Annotated in this window: 15 protein-coding genes; 10 read left to right on the top strand and 5 right to left on the bottom strand. The window is 67.6% G+C overall.

Annotated elements, in window-relative coordinates; all coding sequences use genetic code 11:
• Positions 1-16: 16 nt before the first annotated feature.
• Positions 17-775, top strand: coding sequence for a 2-keto-4-pentenoate hydratase (locus IGS68_RS12065; protein WP_247881293.1), 759 nt, complete (start codon positions 17-19; stop codon positions 773-775).
• Between the two features lie 80 nt (positions 776-855).
• On the opposite strand, the gene IGS68_RS12060 is transcribed toward IGS68_RS12065, so the two are convergent.
• Entirely contained in the window at positions 856-2025 is a 1170-nt protein-coding gene (locus tag IGS68_RS12060) for an acyl-CoA dehydrogenase family protein (protein WP_201080273.1), read from the bottom strand.
• 231 nt (positions 2026-2256) lie between these two features.
• Here IGS68_RS12060 and IGS68_RS12055 point away from each other — a divergent pair, with 231 nt between their 5' ends.
• The 7 genes from IGS68_RS12055 (at position 2257) to IGS68_RS12025 (ending at position 9376) form a co-directional block, all read left to right on the top strand.
• Complete coding sequence (locus IGS68_RS12055) at positions 2257-3858, top strand: ABC transporter substrate-binding protein (protein ID WP_247881292.1); 1602 nt, start codon at positions 2257-2259, stop codon at positions 3856-3858.
• Positions 3859-3904: 46 nt separating this feature from the next.
• On the top strand, positions 3905-4858 hold the full coding sequence (locus IGS68_RS12050; RefSeq protein ID WP_201080271.1) for an ABC transporter permease: 954 nt from the start codon (positions 3905-3907) through the stop codon (positions 4856-4858).
• Between the two features lie 3 nt (positions 4859-4861).
• Positions 4862-5749, top strand: a complete 888-nt coding sequence (locus IGS68_RS12045) for an ABC transporter permease (protein ID WP_201080269.1) — start codon at positions 4862-4864, stop codon at positions 5747-5749.
• Entirely contained in the window at positions 5746-6798 is a 1053-nt protein-coding gene (locus IGS68_RS12040) for an ABC transporter ATP-binding protein (RefSeq protein ID WP_201080267.1), read from the top strand. Before IGS68_RS12045 ends, IGS68_RS12040 begins: the two co-directional genes overlap by 4 nt.
• Positions 6795-7817, top strand: coding sequence for an ABC transporter ATP-binding protein (locus tag IGS68_RS12035; RefSeq protein WP_201080266.1), 1023 nt, complete (start codon positions 6795-6797; stop codon positions 7815-7817). The genes IGS68_RS12040 and IGS68_RS12035 overlap by 4 nt, the downstream gene beginning before the upstream one ends.
• Complete coding sequence (locus IGS68_RS12030; protein WP_201080264.1) at positions 7814-8533, top strand: aspartate/glutamate racemase family protein; 720 nt, start codon at positions 7814-7816, stop codon at positions 8531-8533. The genes IGS68_RS12035 and IGS68_RS12030 overlap by 4 nt, the downstream gene beginning before the upstream one ends.
• Positions 8534-8638: 105 nt before the next feature.
• Positions 8639-9376 (top strand): TerC family protein, encoded by a 738-nt coding sequence (locus tag IGS68_RS12025; RefSeq protein WP_201080262.1) that lies wholly within the window; start codon positions 8639-8641, stop codon positions 9374-9376.
• Positions 9377-9425: 49 nt separating this feature from the next.
• Here the strand turns inward: IGS68_RS12025 and IGS68_RS12020 are convergent, their stop codons facing one another.
• Genes IGS68_RS12020 through IGS68_RS12005 form a run of 4 tightly spaced genes read right to left on the bottom strand, consistent with a single transcriptional unit; the run spans position 9426 to position 14818 of the window.
• Positions 9426-10886, bottom strand: coding sequence for a sodium:solute symporter family protein (locus tag IGS68_RS12020; RefSeq protein WP_201080260.1), 1461 nt, complete (start codon positions 10884-10886; stop codon positions 9426-9428).
• The gene (locus tag IGS68_RS12015; RefSeq protein ID WP_201080258.1) at positions 10886-11116 is read right to left on the bottom strand and encodes a hypothetical protein; all 231 of its coding nucleotides are present in this window, start codon (positions 11114-11116) and stop codon (positions 10886-10888) included. The genes IGS68_RS12020 and IGS68_RS12015 overlap by 1 nt, the downstream gene beginning before the upstream one ends.
• Positions 11117-11128: 12 nt before the next feature.
• Positions 11129-12304 carry a M20 aminoacylase family protein gene (locus IGS68_RS12010; RefSeq protein ID WP_201080256.1) on the bottom strand — a complete coding sequence of 392 codons (1176 nt, stop codon included), beginning with the start codon at positions 12302-12304 and terminating at the stop codon, positions 11129-11131.
• A 60-nt stretch (positions 12305-12364) separates the two neighbouring features.
• Positions 12365-14818 (bottom strand): penicillin acylase family protein, encoded by a 2454-nt coding sequence (locus tag IGS68_RS12005; protein ID WP_247881291.1) that lies wholly within the window; start codon positions 14816-14818, stop codon positions 12365-12367.
• A 272-nt stretch (positions 14819-15090) separates the two neighbouring features.
• On the opposite strand from IGS68_RS12005, the gene IGS68_RS12000 reads away from it, so the two are divergent.
• Both IGS68_RS12000 and IGS68_RS11995 read left to right on the top strand, forming a co-directional pair.
• Positions 15091-16086, top strand: a complete 996-nt coding sequence (locus IGS68_RS12000; protein ID WP_201080253.1) for an MBL fold metallo-hydrolase — start codon at positions 15091-15093, stop codon at positions 16084-16086.
• A 37-nt stretch (positions 16087-16123) separates the two neighbouring features.
• Positions 16124-16621 carry a GFA family protein gene (locus IGS68_RS11995; RefSeq protein WP_201080251.1) on the top strand — a complete coding sequence of 166 codons (498 nt, stop codon included), beginning with the start codon at positions 16124-16126 and terminating at the stop codon, positions 16619-16621.
• Positions 16622-16634 lie beyond the last annotated feature (13 nt).

The following is a 16634-nucleotide window of genomic DNA, read 5'->3' as shown; positions in this document are numbered from 1 at the left end:
CGAAGGACTGACAAGCGTGACCGAAACAGACCTGTCCGCAGCCGCCGACCTGCTGCTCGACGCCCGGCGCACCGGCGCGTGGCTGACGGAACTTCCGGAATCGGCCCGGCCCGGCTCCCTTGATGAGGCCTATGCGATCCAGGATCTGCTGGTCCGCCGCAAGGGCGGGGCGGCCGGTTGGAAGGTCGGGGCTCCATCCCCCACCGCCGAGCCGATCCGCGGAGCCCTCGCGTCCGACACCATCCATGAGAGCCCGGCCCGGCTCCCGGCCACGAGCTTCAACGTGATCGGCGCCGAGGCCGAGCTGGTCTACCGCTTCGCCTCTCCCCTGCCCCTCCGGGACAGGCCCTACGATCTCGAGGAAGTGCTGGCGGCCGTCGGCTCGGTCCATGCGGCGATCGAGATCGCCGACACGCGCTACAAGGTGTGGAAGTCGGTGGACCAGTTCAGCCAGATCGCGGACCAGACCAGTCACGGCGTCCTCGTCGTCGGCACCGGCAAGACCGACTGGCGCGGCATCGAGCCGGTCAACGAACCGGTCACGCTGTGGGTCGACGACCGGCGGGAGTTCGAGACGATCGGCGGCAACTCGGCGGGAGATCCCCGGCGCATGCTGCTGTGGCTCGCCAATGTCGGTTCCCGCGGCCAGGGCGGCATCAAGGCCGGAGACCGGGTGACCTCCGGCTCGACCTGCGGGACCATTTTCGTGAAGGCACCCTGCCGCCTGACCGCCGAGTTTCCCGGGGTGGGCAAGGCCGTACTCGACATCGTCTGAAGCGAAGCTGTCCGGGCGCGGGCCTGAAGGACAGGCTGCGCGCCCGGGTCCCGGCCAGCCGTGCCGCGCCTGCATTCCGTTCAATAGGACCGCGGCATGCCCAGCACGTGCTCGCCGACATAGGCCAGGATCAGGTTGGTCGAGATCGGCGCCACCTGGTACAGGCGCGTCTCGCGGAACTTGCGCTCCACGTCGTATTCCGCCGCGAAGCCGAACCCGCCGAAGGTCTGGAGGCAGGCGTTGGCCGCCGCCCAGGAGGCGTCGGCCGCCAGCAGCTTGGCCATGTTCGCCTCCGCGCCGCAGGGCTGGCCGGCGTCGTGCAGGCGGCAGGCCGTGAAGCGCATCAGGCTGGCCGCCTCCACGTCCACGTGGGCGCGGGCGATCGGGAACTGGATGCCCTGGTTCCGCCCGATCGGCTGGTCGAACACCACCCGCTCTCCCGCATAGGCGGAGGCCTTCTCGACGAACCAGCGGCCGTCGCCGATGCACTCCGCCGCGATCAGCGCGCGCTCGGCGTTCAAGCCCTCCAGGATGTAACGGAAGCCCCGGCCCTCCTCGCCGATGCGGTTCTCGACCGGAACTTCCAGGTCGTCGAAGAAGACCGAGTTGGTCTCGTGGTTCACCATGTTGCGGATGGGATGCACGGTCATTCCGTTGCCGACAGCCGATTCCAGGTCAACGATGAAGACCGACAGCCCTTCCGACTTCTTCGCCACCTGGTCCAGCGGCGTCGTCCGGGCCAGCAGGATCATCAGGTCCGAATGCTGGAGCCTCGACGTCCAAACCTTCTGCCCGTTGACGACGTAGCGGTCGCCCTTTCGGACCGCCGTCGTCTTGAGCTTCGTCGTGTCCGATCCCGTCGTCGGCTCCGTGACGGCCATGGATTGCAGGCGAAGCTCCCCCGAGGCGATGCCCGGCAGGTATTTGCGCCTCTGTTCCTCGCTGCCGGCCCGCAGCAGCGTGGACATGTTGTACATCTGCCCGTGGCAGGCGCCGGAATTGCCGCCGGACCGGTTGATCTCCTCCATGACGATGGACGCTTCCGTCAACCCGAGGCCCGAACCGCCGTACTCCTCGGGGATCAGCGCCGCCAGCCAGCCGGCCCGGGTCAGGGCGGTGACGAACTCCTCCGGATAGCCCCGCTCCTCGTCCACGCGGCGCCAGTAGGCGCCATCGAAGTCGGCGCACAGGGCTCGCACGGCGTCCCTCAGGTCGGAATGGTCGTCACGGCTCGGTATCTCGATCGGCATCGGTGCTCGTTCCTTTGGAGTCTTCGACAAGTCTTCCCTGGATAACATCGGCCAGCGGAATGTGCTGCCGGTGATTTGAGCATTACCGGCATACTGCCGTATTTTTAAGCATGAAACGCAGCGTTGCGAACAGTCAGTCGGACCAATCGCCGCGCGCCGCCTCCCTGGCACCGATCTTGAACAAGCCCTGCGACAAATCGGACCTGAAGCAGGGCGGAGGCACTTTTGCGCATGAGCACGATGAAGAGACTGATGGCCGCGGCGGCGGTCGCGACGGCGCTGATGGCGCCGGGATACGCCAATGCCCAGGGAACCCTGCGGATCGGAATGACGCTGGCGGACATCCCGCTGACGACCGGCCAGACCGACCAGGGCGGCGAGGGGCAGCGGTTCATGGGCTACACCGTCTATGACGCGCTGGTGAACTGGGACCTGACCTCGGCCGACAAGCCGTCCGAGCTGGTCCCCGGCCTCGCGACCGAATGGGCGGTGGACGCCAGCGACAAGACCAGATGGACCTTCAAGCTGCGCGAGGGCGTCAAGTTCCACGACGGCTCCGACTTCACGGCGCAGGCCGTGGTCTGGAACCTGGACAAGCTGCTCGACGACAAGTCGCCGCAGTACGATCCCAAGCAGGCCGCCCAGGGCCGCAGCCGGATCCCGGCGGTCGCCTCGTACCGGGCGGTCGACGACCACATCCTCGAGATCACCACCAAGGAGCCGGATGCCTTCCTGCCCTACCAGCTCGCCTGGATCCTGATCTCCAGCCCGACCCACTGGGAAGCGGTCGGCAAGGACTGGGTCAAGTTCGGCGAGAAGCCGTCCGGCACCGGCCCCTGGCAGCTCGTCTCCTGGACGCCGCGCGAGCGCGCCGAGATGCTGCCGTTCAAGGACTACTGGGACAAGACCCGCGTTCCCAAGCTGGACAAGTTGATCCTGGTCCCGATCCCCGAGGCCGCGACCCGCACCTCGGCGCTCCGCTCCGGCCAGGTGGACTGGATCGAGGCCCCCGCCCCCGACGCGATCCCCAGCCTGAAGTCGGCCGGGTTCCAGATCACCTCCAACGGCTATCCGCATAACTGGACCTGGCACCTGAGCCGGGTCGAAGGCTCGCCCTGGAACGACATCCGCATCCGCAAGGCCGCCAACCTGGCGGTGGACCGCGAGGGACTCGGCGAATTGCTGGGCGGCATGATGGTTCCGGCCAAGGGCCACGTGCTGCCCGGCAGCCAGTGGTTCGGCAAGCCCGAGTTCGACATCACCTACGATCCGGAAAAGGCCAAGGAGCTGCTGGCCGAAGCCGGCTACGGGCCGGACAAGCCGGTCACCGTCAAGGCGCTGATCTCGGCCAGCGGGTCGGGCCAGATGCAGCCGCTCCCCATGAACGAATACATCCAGCAGACGCTGGGCGAAGTCGGCATCAATGTCGAGTTCGAGGTGGTGGAGTGGAACACCATGGTGAACCTGTGGCGCGCCGGCGCCAAGTCCGACCAGGTCAAGGGCGCCCACTCCATCAATTTCAGCTACTTCATCCAGGACCCGTTCACCGGCTTCATCCGGCACCTGGACAGCCGGCTGACCGCGCCGAACGGGACCAACTGGGGCTGGTACAACGATCCGGAGATGGACGCCCTGTTCCTGAAGGCCAAGACCGCCTTCGACCCGGCCGAACAGGCCAGGGCGCTGCAACAGGTCCACGAGAAGTTCGTCGACGACGCCCTGTTCCTCTACGTCACCCACGACGTCGCGCCGCGCGCCATGTCGCCCAAGGTGAAGGGCTTCGTCCAGGCGCAGAACTGGTACCAGAACTTCTCCTCCATCACCGTCGAGTGACGGGCCGGGGCGGCGCCCTGCCGCCCCGACTCAGGAAGGCCGCGCCATGATCTCCTACCTGATACGACGGCTGCTCTATTCCGTGCCGATCGCGCTCGGCGTGTCGCTGATGATCTTCCTGCTGGTCCATCTCGCTCCCGGCGACCCGATCAGCGCCATTGCCCCCGCCGACGCCCCGCCGGAAGTGGTCGAACGGCTGCGCGCCGACTATGGCTACGACAAGCCGCTGCCGGTCCAGTTCGCGCTGTGGCTCGGCCGCGCCGTCACCGGAGACCTGGGCAACTCCGTCGCCTCCGGCCAGCCGGTCGCGGCGGAGGTCATGTCCGCCGTCGGCAACACGATCCTGCTCTCGCTCTGCGCGGCACTCGTCGGTTTCACCCTGGGCGCCGTGCTGGGCTTCGTCGCCGGCTACAACCAGGGACGGGCGATGGACAAGGCCGCGACCGCCATCGCCGTGGCCGGCATCAGCGTGCCCCACTACTGGCTCGGCATGGTGCTGGTGATCATCTTCTCGGTCCAGCTGAACGCCCTGCCGGCGGTCGGCATGGGTCCAGGCGGCTCGACCGACTGGGCCTGGGACTGGGACCATATGCGGCACCTGATCCTGCCCGCGATCACCCTGGCGGTGATCCCGATCGGCATCGTGATGCGGACCACCCGCTCCGCGGTCGCGGAAGTCCTGAACCAGGAGTTCGTCCAGGCTCTCCGCGCGAAGGGCCTGTCCGAACGCCATGTCCTGGGCCATGTCGTCCGCAACGTCGCTCCCACCGTCCTCGCCGTCATGGGCCTGCAACTCGGGTACCTGCTCGGCGGGTCGATCCTGATCGAGACGGTGTTCTCCTGGCCCGGCACCGGCTTCCTGCTGAACACCGCGATCTTCCGCCGCGACATCCCGATGCTCCAGGGCACCATCCTGGTGCTGGCGCTCTTCTTCGTCTTCCTCAACGTCGTCGTGGACCTGATCCAGACGGCGGTCGACCCCCGCATCAAGAGGGCCTGACCCATGGCCGAAACCACCCTGCCGGGACTGGTCCCCGACGTGCCGGTCACGTCGCGCGGCTACTGGAGCACCGTCTTCCGCCGGCTGAGCGGCGACTGGACGACGATCCTCTGCCTCGTCGTCCTGGCCGCCATCATCCTGTCCGCCGTCTTCGCGCCCTGGATCGCGCCGGCCGATCCCTACAAGACCAGCGTGATCCGCCGCTTGAAGGATATCGGGACGCCGGGCTTCCCGCTCGGCACGGACGAACTGGGCCGCGACATGCTGAGCCGGCTGATCCATGGCGGGCGGCTGTCGCTCCTGATGGGGATCACCCCCGTGATCAACGCCCTGGTGATCGGCAGCCTGCTGGGCATCGTCGCCGGTTTCGTCGGCGGCAAGGTCAACATGGTGATCATGCGGACGGTGGACGTGTTCTACGCCTTCCCCTCCGTCCTGCTCGCCATCGCGATCTCCGGGGCGCTGGGCGCCGGTCTGGTCAACAGCATCGTGTCCCTGACCATCGTCTTCATCCCGCCGATCACCCGCGTCGCCGAGAGCGTGACCACCAGCGTCCGCAACCTGGACTTCGTGGAGGCCGCGCGCGCCAGCGGCGCCGGCAGCTTCACCATCATCCGCGTCCATGTGCTGGGCAACGTGCTGGGGCCCGTCTTCGTCTTCGCCACCGGCCTGATCAGCGTGTCGATCATCCTGGCCTCCGGCCTCAGCTTCCTGGGGCTGGGCGTCCGGCCGCCCGAACCCGAGTGGGGCCTGATGCTGAACACGCTGCGCCAGTCGATCTACGTCAACCCCTGGGTCTGCGCCCTGCCCGGCGTGATGATCTTCATCACCTCGATCTGCTTCAACCTGATGAGCGACGGCCTGCGCGCCGCCATGGACGTGAAATCATGACCGCGGCGATCTCCGCCCCCGGCAGCGCCCAGCCGCTCCTCCTGGTCAAGGACCTGAAAAAGTATTTCCCGATCCTGGGCGGCGTGCTCAACCGCAAGGTCGCCACCGTGCAGGCGGTGGACGAGGTCTCGTTCGAGGTCGCCCGGGGGGAAACCCTGGGCGTCGTGGGCGAGAGCGGATGCGGCAAGTCCACCACGGCCCGCCTGCTGATGCGCCTGATCGAGCCGGATTCCGGCGACGTCATCTTCGACGGCGAGGGCGTGGGCGAGCAGCACGGCATCTCCGTCCGGGACATGCGGCGGAACATGCAGATGGTCTTCCAGGACAGCTACGCCAGCCTGAACCCGCGCCTGACCATCGAGGAGTCGATCGCCTTCGGCCCCAAGGTCCACGGCCTGTCCGCCAAGGCGGCGCGGGAGCGCGCCCGCGCCCTGCTCGACAAGGTCGGGCTGGATCCCAACCTGTTCGTCCGGCGCTATCCGCACGAACTGTCGGGCGGCCAGCGCCAGCGCGTCAACATCGCCCGCGCCCTGGCGCTGGAACCCCGCCTCGTCATCTTCGACGAGGCAGTTTCCGCCCTGGACAAGTCGGTCGAGGCGCAGGTCCTGAACCTGCTGAACGACCTGAAGCGCGAGATGAACCTGACCTACATCTTCATCTCCCACGACCTCAACGTGGTCCAGTATATCAGCGACCGCGTGCTGGTCATGTACCTGGGCAAGGTGGTCGAGACCGGCACCGTCGAGTCCATCTACGGCGATCCGCGCCACCCCTATACCCGCGCCCTGCTCTCCTCCATGCCCAGCATGGACCCGGCCCGCCGCACGACCGCGCCGGCCCTGACCGGCGACCCGCCCAATCCGATCAACCCGCCGTCCGGCTGCCGATTCCGCACCCGCTGCGCCTTCGCGGAGGATGTCTGCGCCCGGACGGAGCCCCGCCTGGAAACCATCCGTCCCGCCGAACGCCACGCCGCCGCCTGCCACATGGAAATCGCGGGTTCCGGCCATACCAGGGCCGCCCCCCAGCCGATCGGAGCCGTAGCATGACCGCAGCCCTCCGCCAGGACGCCGCCCCCGCGGCGGCTCCCGCCGAAGCGCCCCTCGTGTCGGTGGAAGGCCTGACCGTCCGTTTCAAGACCGGCGACGGCGAGATCGCCGCCGTCAACGGCGTGGACTTCACCCTGGAGCGCGGCAAGGTGCTGACGATCCTGGGAGAATCCGGTTCCGGCAAGAGCGTCACGCTCAAGGCGATGATGCGCCTCCATCCGCCCCGGCGGACGCGGTACGGCGGCGGGATCCGGATCGGGGGGCGCGATATCCTGTCGCTTTCCGAGCGCGAGTTGGGACAGGTGCGCGGCTCGGTGGTCAGCATGATCTTCCAGGAGCCGATGCTGGCCTTCGACCCGGTCTACACGATCGGCCGCCAGATCGCCGAAACGGTCGTCCGCCACGAAGGCGTCTCGTACCGCGACGCGGAGAAGCGCGCCCTGGAACTGCTGGAACTGGTCCAGATCCCCTCGGCCGCCCGCCGTCTGAAGGCCTACCCGCACGAGATGTCCGGCGGCATGCGCCAGCGGGCGATGATCGCGCTGGCGCTTTCCTGCCGGCCCGACCTGCTGCTGGCCGACGAACCGACGACCGCGCTGGATGCCACCGTCCAGATGCAGGTCCTGGTCCTGCTGCGACAGCTCCAGCGGGAGATGGGCATGGCTGTGATCTTCGTGACCCATGACATGGGCGTCGCGGCCGAGATCGCGGACCATGTCGCGGTCATGTATGCCGGCCGCTTCATCGAGGCCGGCCCGGTCGGGGACGTCATCGGCCGGCGCCTGCACCCCTACACCGAGGGGCTGCTCGCCTCGACCGTCCACGGCGCGTCCCGCGGCGAACGCCTGCAAACGATTCCCGGCGCCCCGCCCAACCTCGCCCGCCTGCCTGCCGGCTGCAGCTTCGCGCCGCGTTGCCGCTATGTCGAGGCCCGGTGCCGCGAGACCGACGTCCCGCTGTTCCGCCCGGCACCCGACCACACCGCCCGATGCCTGAGAATCGACCGCGAGAGATCATGAGAGTCCTTGTCATCAATCCGAACACGACCGTCGCCGTCACCGAAAGCATCGTGGCGGAGGCGCGGCGGGTCGCGAGCCAGGACATCGAGATCACCGGCGTGTCCGCCCGTTTCGGTTCTCCGTTCATCCAGACGCCGGAAGAGTCGGCGACGGCTGCCGAAGCGGTCCTGGAACTGGTCGCCCGGCTGGCCCCGGGATTCGATGCCGTCGTGATCGCGGCGTTCTCCGACCCGGGGCTGGATGCGGCGCGCGCCGTCTCCCCGGTGCCGGTGGTCGGCATCGCGGAAAGCGCCATGCTGACCGCCCTGCTGTGCGGCGGCCGGTTCGCGATCGTCACCCTGGGGTCCGCCCTGAAGCCGGTCCTGGAACAGGCGGCCCGCCGGCTCGGCTGCGCCGACCGCCTGTCCGCGATCCATGCGCTCGACCTGCCCGCCGGCGCGGCGGACGGTGCCCGGAGGGCCGCCACCGTGCAGCATGATCATGGCGCGACCCTGGCCGGGCTGTGCCGCAGGGCCGCCGCGACGGAAGGCGTCCGGTCGATCATCCTCGGCGGAGGTCCCCTTGCGGGCCTGGCCCACCGCATCCGCGACCAGGTTCAAGTCCCGCTGCTGGACGGCACCGCCTGCGCCATCAGCCATGCCGCCACGCTTGTCCGGCTGGGCGTCCGCTACTGGCCGGAACCCGAACCGAGACCGGAGGTGGCGCGGGCATCCTGACCCGTCCCGTGCAAATTTGCGGTAGGCATGACCCGAAGGGGCGGCGTGTCCGTTATCAGCGGCCACTGCCCATGACGGAAACCCAACAGGGGACGCTTGCCGACGATGGAATACCTGCTCGCGCTTGCCGCTGATCCGGCAGCCTGGATAGCCCTCGCGACGCTGATCGCGATGGAAGTGGTCCTGGGCATCGACAACCTGATCTTCATCTCGATCCTGACGAATCGCCTGCCCGAGGATCAGCGCTCGCGCGGACGCCGCATCGGCATCAGCCTGGCCCTGATCCTCCGCCTGGGCCTGCTCGGCACCGTCGCCTTCATCGTCCAGCTGACGGAGCCGATCTTCGCCGCCTTCGGCCACGGCTTCTCCTGGCGCGACCTGATCCTGATCGCCGGCGGCCTGTTCCTGGTCTGGAAGGCGACCAAGGAGATCCATCACAACGTGGATCCCGATCCCGGTCCCGACATGTTCGACGACAAGGGAGGCAGCATCGGCTTCGGCGCGGCGATCGGGCAGATCCTGCTGCTGGACCTGGTCTTCTCCGTCGACAGCATCATCACCGCCGTCGGCATGACCGAGCATATCCCGATCATGGTGATCGCCGTCGTGGTCGCCGTCACGGTCATGCTGGTGGCCGCCGATCCGCTGGCGAACTTCATCGCCAGGAACCCGACGGTGGTGATGCTGGCCCTGGGTTTCCTGCTGATGATCGGCATGACCCTGATCGCCGAAGGTTTCGGCGCCCACGTGCCCAAGGGCTACATCTATGCGGCGATGGCCTTCTCCGCCCTGATCGAAGGCCTGAACATACTGGCCCGGCGGTCCCGCCAACGCGCGCATTGAGGATGGGGAACGCGCGGGCCGGGCGCCCTGGCGCCCGGCCCGCCCATGATCAGGCCTCGACGTAATCGTCGGCCGCGGCCTCGTCCGGCTGCGTCGCCATGCTGACCCCGACGAACAGCACGATGTTGACCATCAGGCCCAGGATGCCGGCATTGATGTCCAGCGGCGTCGCGGTCTGGACGAGCTGGAAGTAGTAGTTGACCACGATGCCGCCGACCAGGCCGGCGATCACGCCCGGAGCGGTTCCGCGCCGCCACCAGAGGGCGCCGTAGACGGCCGGCGCGAACTGGACGATCGACCCGTACGCGCCGACCAGGAGCTGCACCAGCCCCGCGGCCCCGAAGATCGACAGGTAGTACGCCACCGTGCCGATCGCGACGACCGACAGGCGCATGATCCAGATCTGCGCCCGCTCGGACAGATCGGGCTTGAGAGGCTGGATGATGTCCCGGCCGAAAGATACTGATCCGCCATGGGTAATCGCGTCCGCCGAGGACATGGCCGCCGCCAGGGCGCCGGCCCCGATCAGGCCGTACACCAGCCCGCTCGTCCCCAGTTCGTTGGTCACCAGGTGCGGCAGGATCGTGTCCGGGCCGGACAGCTCGGACGGATCGACGATGCCCACTGCGGAGAAGCCGATGAACAGGATCGGCACCAGGAAGATCGCGAACAGCGGATAGACCAGCACGGTCTGCTTGATTTTCTTCTCGGTCGTCGTGAAGGACTTGGTGAAAAGGTGCGGCCACATGATGAATCCCACCACCGACACGAGCAGGATGGTGGTGTAGGCCATGGGCGACATCGCCGACCCTTCGCCGCCGATCGTCAGGAAGCCGGGCCGGGTCTCCGCGATCCCCCGGAACATCGCGCCGATGCCGTCGTGGAACTGGTAGACCAGGGCGAACCCGACCACCCAGGCGACCACCAGCATCAGGATGCCCTGCAGCACGTCGCTCCAGGCGGCTCCCCGCACGCCGCTGGTCGCGACATAGACGATGACGATCCCGTAGGAGATCAGGGCGCCCAGCCAGATCGGGATCGCATCTTCGGTCAGCACATTGAAGACATACGCCATCCCCTTGATCTGCAAGGTAAGATATTGGATGAAGGCCAGTACGGAGATGATCCCCACGAGCACCTGGATGGCCCGCGACCGGTACCGGTCGCCCAGGAAGTCGCCCATGGTATAGAAGTTCTTCCGTTCCCCGATGCGGGCCACCTTGGGACCGATCAGGTACCAGGGCAGCAGGCCGAGGCAGGTATAGGCCAGGATGTAGAAGGATGCCGCCCCCTTGGAGTAGGCCCAGCCCGGCCCTCCCAGGAAGGCGAAGGCGCTGAACACGGTCCCGCCCATCAGGAACCACATCAGCACGAGACCCAGGCCGCGGTCGGCGACGGTGTATTCGGATACAGACCAGAAGGACCGGCCGCGGCCGGCCAGCAGACCGACCAGGAAGGCGAAGACCAGGTACACGCCCATGGCCAGCAACGCGATCATCCACCGTTCCATCAGCGGTCGCCTCCCGTGAATTCATAGGCGATGAAGCAGACCAGCCCGACGAACTCGACGCAGATCCAGGCGATGATCCAGAACAGGGAGAACGGCAGGCCCAGGATCATGGGCTCGACGCTGTTGGCGAAGCCGTAGACTGGAAAGATCATGACCAGCAGCATGATCAGGGTGAAGATCGCGAAAGGCTTGCTCGCGTCCCGGCGGCTTTCATTCGGCAGTCTCGCCACGGATCACCTCCCTCAGCCGCGCGCCGGGAGCGCGCGCTCGACCAGTTCGCCCCAATAGGCGACGCCGATCGGCAGTATGTCGTCGTTGAAGTCGTACCGGGGATTGTGAAGCAGCCGGTTGCCGTCGGTCGGCCCGTTGCCCACCCAGACATAGCAGCCGGGCCGATGCTCCAGCATGAAGGCGAAATCCTCGGCACCCATGCTGGGCGCCAGGTCCGCCCGCACTTGGTCGGATCCGACGACCTGCGCAGCGACGATCCGGGCGAACTCGGTCTCGGCCGCGGTATTGACCGTCACCGGATACCCATAGGTGTACTGCAGGTCCATGGTGATGCCGTGTGCATGGGCCAGCCCCTCGCAGATGCGGCGCAGCGCCGGCTCCATCCCCGCCTGGACGTCGCGGTCGAGCGTCCGGACCGTGCCGCGGATCACCACCGTCTCTGGGATCACGTTGAAGGCGTCCCCGGCATGGAACTGGGTCACGCTGACCACCACCGCGTCGGTCGGCGCGATCGCCCTGCTGGCGATCGTCTGGAGGGTCGAGACCAGGTTGGCGCCCGCCACGATCGGATCCCTGCCCAGGTGCGGCATCGCGGCGTGGGTGCCCAGGCCGTTCACCGTGATCTCGAAGGTGTCCATGGAGGCCATGACCGGCCCGATCATGGCGCCGATGGTTCCGACCGGCAGGCCCGGCCAATTGTGCATGCCATAGACCGCGGCCATCGGGAACCGGTCCATCAGCCCTTCCTCGACCATCACCCGGCCGCCGCCGGCGGTCTCCTCCGCGGGCTGGAAGATGAAGTAGGCGGTGCCGTCGAACCGTTTCGTCTCCGCCAGATAGCGGGCGGCGCCCAGCAGCATGGTGGTGTGGCCGTCATGGCCGCAGGCATGCATCTTGCCCGGCGTCACGGACTTGTACGGCAGGTCGTTGGCTTCGGTGATCGGCAGGGCGTCCATGTCGGCCCGAAGCCCGATCGCCTGGTTTCCCCCGTGCCCCGCCCGCAGCACGCCGACCACTCCGGTCTTCGCGATGCCCCGGTGGACCTCCAGGCCGAACGCCTCCAGCTTGGCCGCGACGAAGTCGCTCGTCCGGTGCTCCTCGAACCCCAGTTCCGGGTGGGCGTGAAGGTCACGCCGCCATTCCGTCAATTCGCCGTGCATCTCCTTGATGCGATCGTCGATCTTCATCTCTCTTCTCCAAGACTTTGCCCGCCGTCCTGTCAATGGGCGGCGGGCCGTATCGTGCCGTCAGTTGGACGGCATCAGCCGGATCCGCTCGGCGGCGGCTCCTTCGATCTCCTTGCGGCTGTAGAGCAGCGGGAAATACTGCTCCTGCTGCCAGAGCGGTGCGAGGTCGCGGTAATGGGGGCTGTTCGGATCGCCGGACTGACCCGGCGTGTTCACCGCGCGCGACGCGTCCCAATTGCCGACGTCCAGCACCATCTTGAAAGAACCGCCGGCGGTGATGCGGAAGTCGCTGGTCCGATAGGTCGTCGCGTTCGGCGTGAAGCCGCTGCCCCCCTTGGGGAACGGACCGACATCCAGCCGGCCTTTCTCCTCCGCCCCGACAACCGCGGCCAGGGGATGCTCGAAGTAGCCGTGGTGCAGGCTTGCCCAGCGCCACGCCTGCATGTTCGGTCCCAGCTTGGCCTTCAGCTCCGATACCGCCGGCTTCAGGGTTTCCAGCAGCAGCGCGTCGCGCGCCTCTGCCGGAGTGTCGCCGAGCCGCTGGTCCGGCTGTTCCAGCACCGCGATGATCGCCGCCGGCTCGCCGCTCCGGACGCCGCCCTTGTCGACCAGTTCCACGGCGTCCTTCGGCACCGTCGCGCGGACCACCGCGGGCCGCAGGTGCTTCATGAACCAGACCTCGTAGAGCGCACCGGCGGCGGTGTCGGCGGTCAGCACGCCGTTCCAGGAGGTCAGCATCCGGAGCGCTTCCTCCACGTCCCCGTCCGAGCTCTGGAGCCCCTTGAGCAGCGCGGTGACGCGCCGGCCCTGGATGGAGGTGTTGTCGGCCTGCAGCGCCATGGAGTCCTCCAGCCCGAACTTTCGGTCGGCGTCCAGGACCTCGCTGATGCGGTCGAAGCGGGACGGGTCCGTCCATTCGAAGCCGATCTTCTTCTCGGCGTTGGGATAGCCCGCCGGCAGGTTGTTCTGGTTGGCGCTGCCGACCCAGTTCCGTTGCGGATTGTACTCGACCGGCAACTCGTCCATGTCGCGGTAGCCCGCCCATTCGTAGCGGCCGTCGCCCGGCACGGGCAGCAGCCCGTCCCAGTTGGGCCGCACGGGAGTCAGCCCGCCCGGCTTCCAGCCGATGTTGCCGTCGGTGTCGGCATAGACCTGGTTCTCCGATGGGGAGCCCCAGCGGTTCATGGCGGCCAGGAACTCGTCCCAGTTCTCGGCGCGCATATAGTCGATGCTGCCGAAATAGGGCGCCATCCCCGGTTCCAGCCAGGCGGCGCGCACGGCGTAGGCCTTGTTGGTCGCCTCGTCGACGTGAAGCACCGGTCCGTGCCGGGTGTAGCGAAGGTCCACCTTGCGATCGGGCTGCCCCTTGACCGGAATCTCGTCGGACGCCGTCGTCATCGGCTCCCACCGTCCCTGATAGCTGTACTGGGAGCGGTCGGCCGGGTTCAGGTCATAGACGTAGAGGTCTTCCTGGTCGATCGAGAAGATAGTCAGGCCGAACGCGATCCTGCCGTTGTGGCCGATCGAGATGCCGGGAAGCGACGGCTCGCCGGCTCCGATCACGCTGAAGCCCGGCGCGTTCAGGTGAGTGATGTAGCGCAGCGACGGCGCCCCGTGGGCCCGGTGGGGGTCGTTGGCCAGGATCGCCCTGCCGGTGGTGGTCTTCGCCGGGGCGATCGCCCAGTTGTTGCTGCCGAGCGCCGTCGGCTCGATCTCCGGCACCCGTCCGGGCTCCAGCTCCGCCCGCTGGGCGCCCGCCAGCTTCTCCTTGGTGAAGGTGACGCCGCCGGTGCCGAGCTTGTAGGCCTGCGCGACCTGGGGCGGAATCGCGCAGGGATCGAGCCCCTCCGGGACCTTCGTCTGCCACTCCGCCGTTTCGGAATCGACTTCGAGGGTGCGGCGCATCAGGTCGGTCTCGAGGTCGGCGGCGCAGGCCACGGCCGCGCGCTCGATCTCGCTGTCGAGGTTGCGGGTCAGGCCGTGGCTCCGGATGCGCACGATGTCTTCCGGCAACCAGTAGGACGGCTGGTAGCCCAGGAGCTTGAACTCCAGGGGCAGCAGGTCGGCGTTCTGCCGGGCGAGGGTGACGAAAGCGTTCACGCCGTCGGTGTACCGCTGGGCGATCCGTTTCGCGTCGGACCCGTACGCCAGCCATTCCCGATACATGTCGCCGCGGTACAGGAATTGCCGGGCAATCCGGTCCTGCTCGACATAGGCCGGGCCGAAGTCGCGGGCGAGCTCGCCCATGCCGCGCTTCCGCCACAGGTCGATCTGCCAGAGCCGATCGCGCGCCGCGTTGAAGCCCTGCACGAAGAATACGTCGTAAGTGTTGTCCGCGTAAAGATGCGGAACGCCCCACCGGTCGACGATGATCTCGGCCGGAGAGGTCAGGCCCGCGACCCTGTAGGTCTTTTCCGCCACCGATGCCGTGCCTCCGGTCTGCGCCGCGGCGGCGGTCCCCATCAGCGCCAGGAGCGAACAGGCTGCCAGTGCCCGTTTCGTGAACCTCTCCATCGTTCCTCCCCCTTTTTCCATGTGGCTGCTGAACTTGCGGTTGAGCCCAGTCTATTCGGCACTTCCGACATCCGGACAGGGTTCCGGTCCGGGAAAAGCCTCATGGCAGGCATGCCCGACTTTCGACGGGAGCTGCAGGAACAGGGCAGCACCTGATGCATTTCACAGGGTTGTCCTGCTTGAACGGGCGGCGGAGACTTTCGCGCGCGTCGACCTAAATGACGGTACCGGCAGGCAAACGGCAGCCAGCAAACAGCAAGAGGAACGAAGCCATGACAGAAGCAGGAATGAACCGTCGGGCTCTACTCGGCACCGCCGCGGCCGTCACCGCGGTGGCCGCGGCAGGGCCGCTCGCCTCCGGCAAGGCCAGCGCCCAGGGCGTGCCGCCGCAGGCCAACGCCCAGCTTCCGGGAGCTTTCCGCTACAAGGTCGGTTCGTTCGAGGTGACGTCCCTGTTCGACGGGTACGGCACCCGGCCCATGAACGACCAGTTCGTCGTCAATGCTCCGCTCGACCAGGTCCAGGCGGCTCTGAAGGATGCCTTCCGCCCGACGGACAGCCTGCGCATCACCTACACGCCGGCGGTCGTCCATACCGGCAGCCAGGTCGTCCTGCTGGACGCCGGTTCCGGCGGCAAGCTGGGGCCGACCACCGGCATGATGAGCCGGAACATGGCGGCGGCCGGGATCGACCCGGCCTCGATCACCACCTTGGTGATCTCGCATTTCCACGGCGACCACATCTCGGGGATCAAGGGCACCGACAACGGCCTGGCCTTTCCCAATGCGGAGATCCTCGTTCCCGAAGCGGAATGGGCGTACTGGATGGACGAGGGCGAGATGAGCCGGGCGCCGGCGGGGCGGAAGCCGGCATTCGAACTGGTCCGCTCCACCTTCGGCGATCTCGGCGACCGGGTCCGGCGCTACAAGGCCGACGAGGAGATCATTCCGGGCTTCACCGCCGTGGAAGCCTACGGCCACACGCCGGGGCATACGGTCCTTCAGATCTCGTCCGGCAACGACACGGTCATGGCGCTGGCCGATACGACCAACGTGCCGTTCCTGTTCGTCCGGAACCCCGACTGGTCGGCGGTGTTCGACATGGATGCCGACATGGCCCGGGCGACCCGCCGAAGGTTGCTGGACCGAATCGCGGCTGACCGGGCCTTGGCGTTCGGCTACCATTGGGGCCTGCCCAATGCCGGCCATGTCCGGCGCGATGGTTCCGGATACGAGTTCGTTCCGCTGAACTACGTGCAGACCCTTTGATCAACGCAACGGCCGGGACGGGACAAGGGAGGACTTGATGAAGCTCGACGGATCATGCCGCTGCGGCGCGGTCAGGTTCTCCCTGAACTCGCCCACACCCGTCCCGTTCATGCATTGCTACTGCTCGATCTGCCGGAAGAGCGCCGGCGGCGGCGGTTACGCCATCAACCTGGGCGGCGACGCCGACACGCTGCAGGTCTCGCAGGGCAAGGAAGCGGTCGCGACGTGGCGGGCTCCGATGGAGGATCGGGACAATCCCGGCAAGACCCACCTCGGCCCCTCGCACCGGCATTTCTGCAGCCGGTGCGGAGCCGCCCTGTGGGCGGAAGACCCGGCCTGGCCTGAATTGGTCCATCCCTTCGCGTCGGCGATCGACACGCCGCTGCCGGTGCCGCCGGAACGGGTCCACATCATGCTGGATTTCAAGGCGCCTTGGGTAACGGTGCCGACGGGACCGGGCGAGGTTCATTTCGCCCGGTATCCCGACTATTCGCTGGAGGATTGGCACAGGCGCCACGGCCTGCTCGACCGGTGAGACGCCGGGCGCC

Origin of the sequence: Skermanella sp. TT6 (genome assembly GCF_016653635.2) — a bacterium.
In the GTDB taxonomy this organism is placed as follows: domain Bacteria; phylum Pseudomonadota; class Alphaproteobacteria; order Azospirillales; family Azospirillaceae; genus Skermanella; species Skermanella cutis.
The sequence above is the reverse complement of the archived record's forward strand: the minus strand, read 5'-3'. Positions and strand labels throughout refer to the sequence as shown.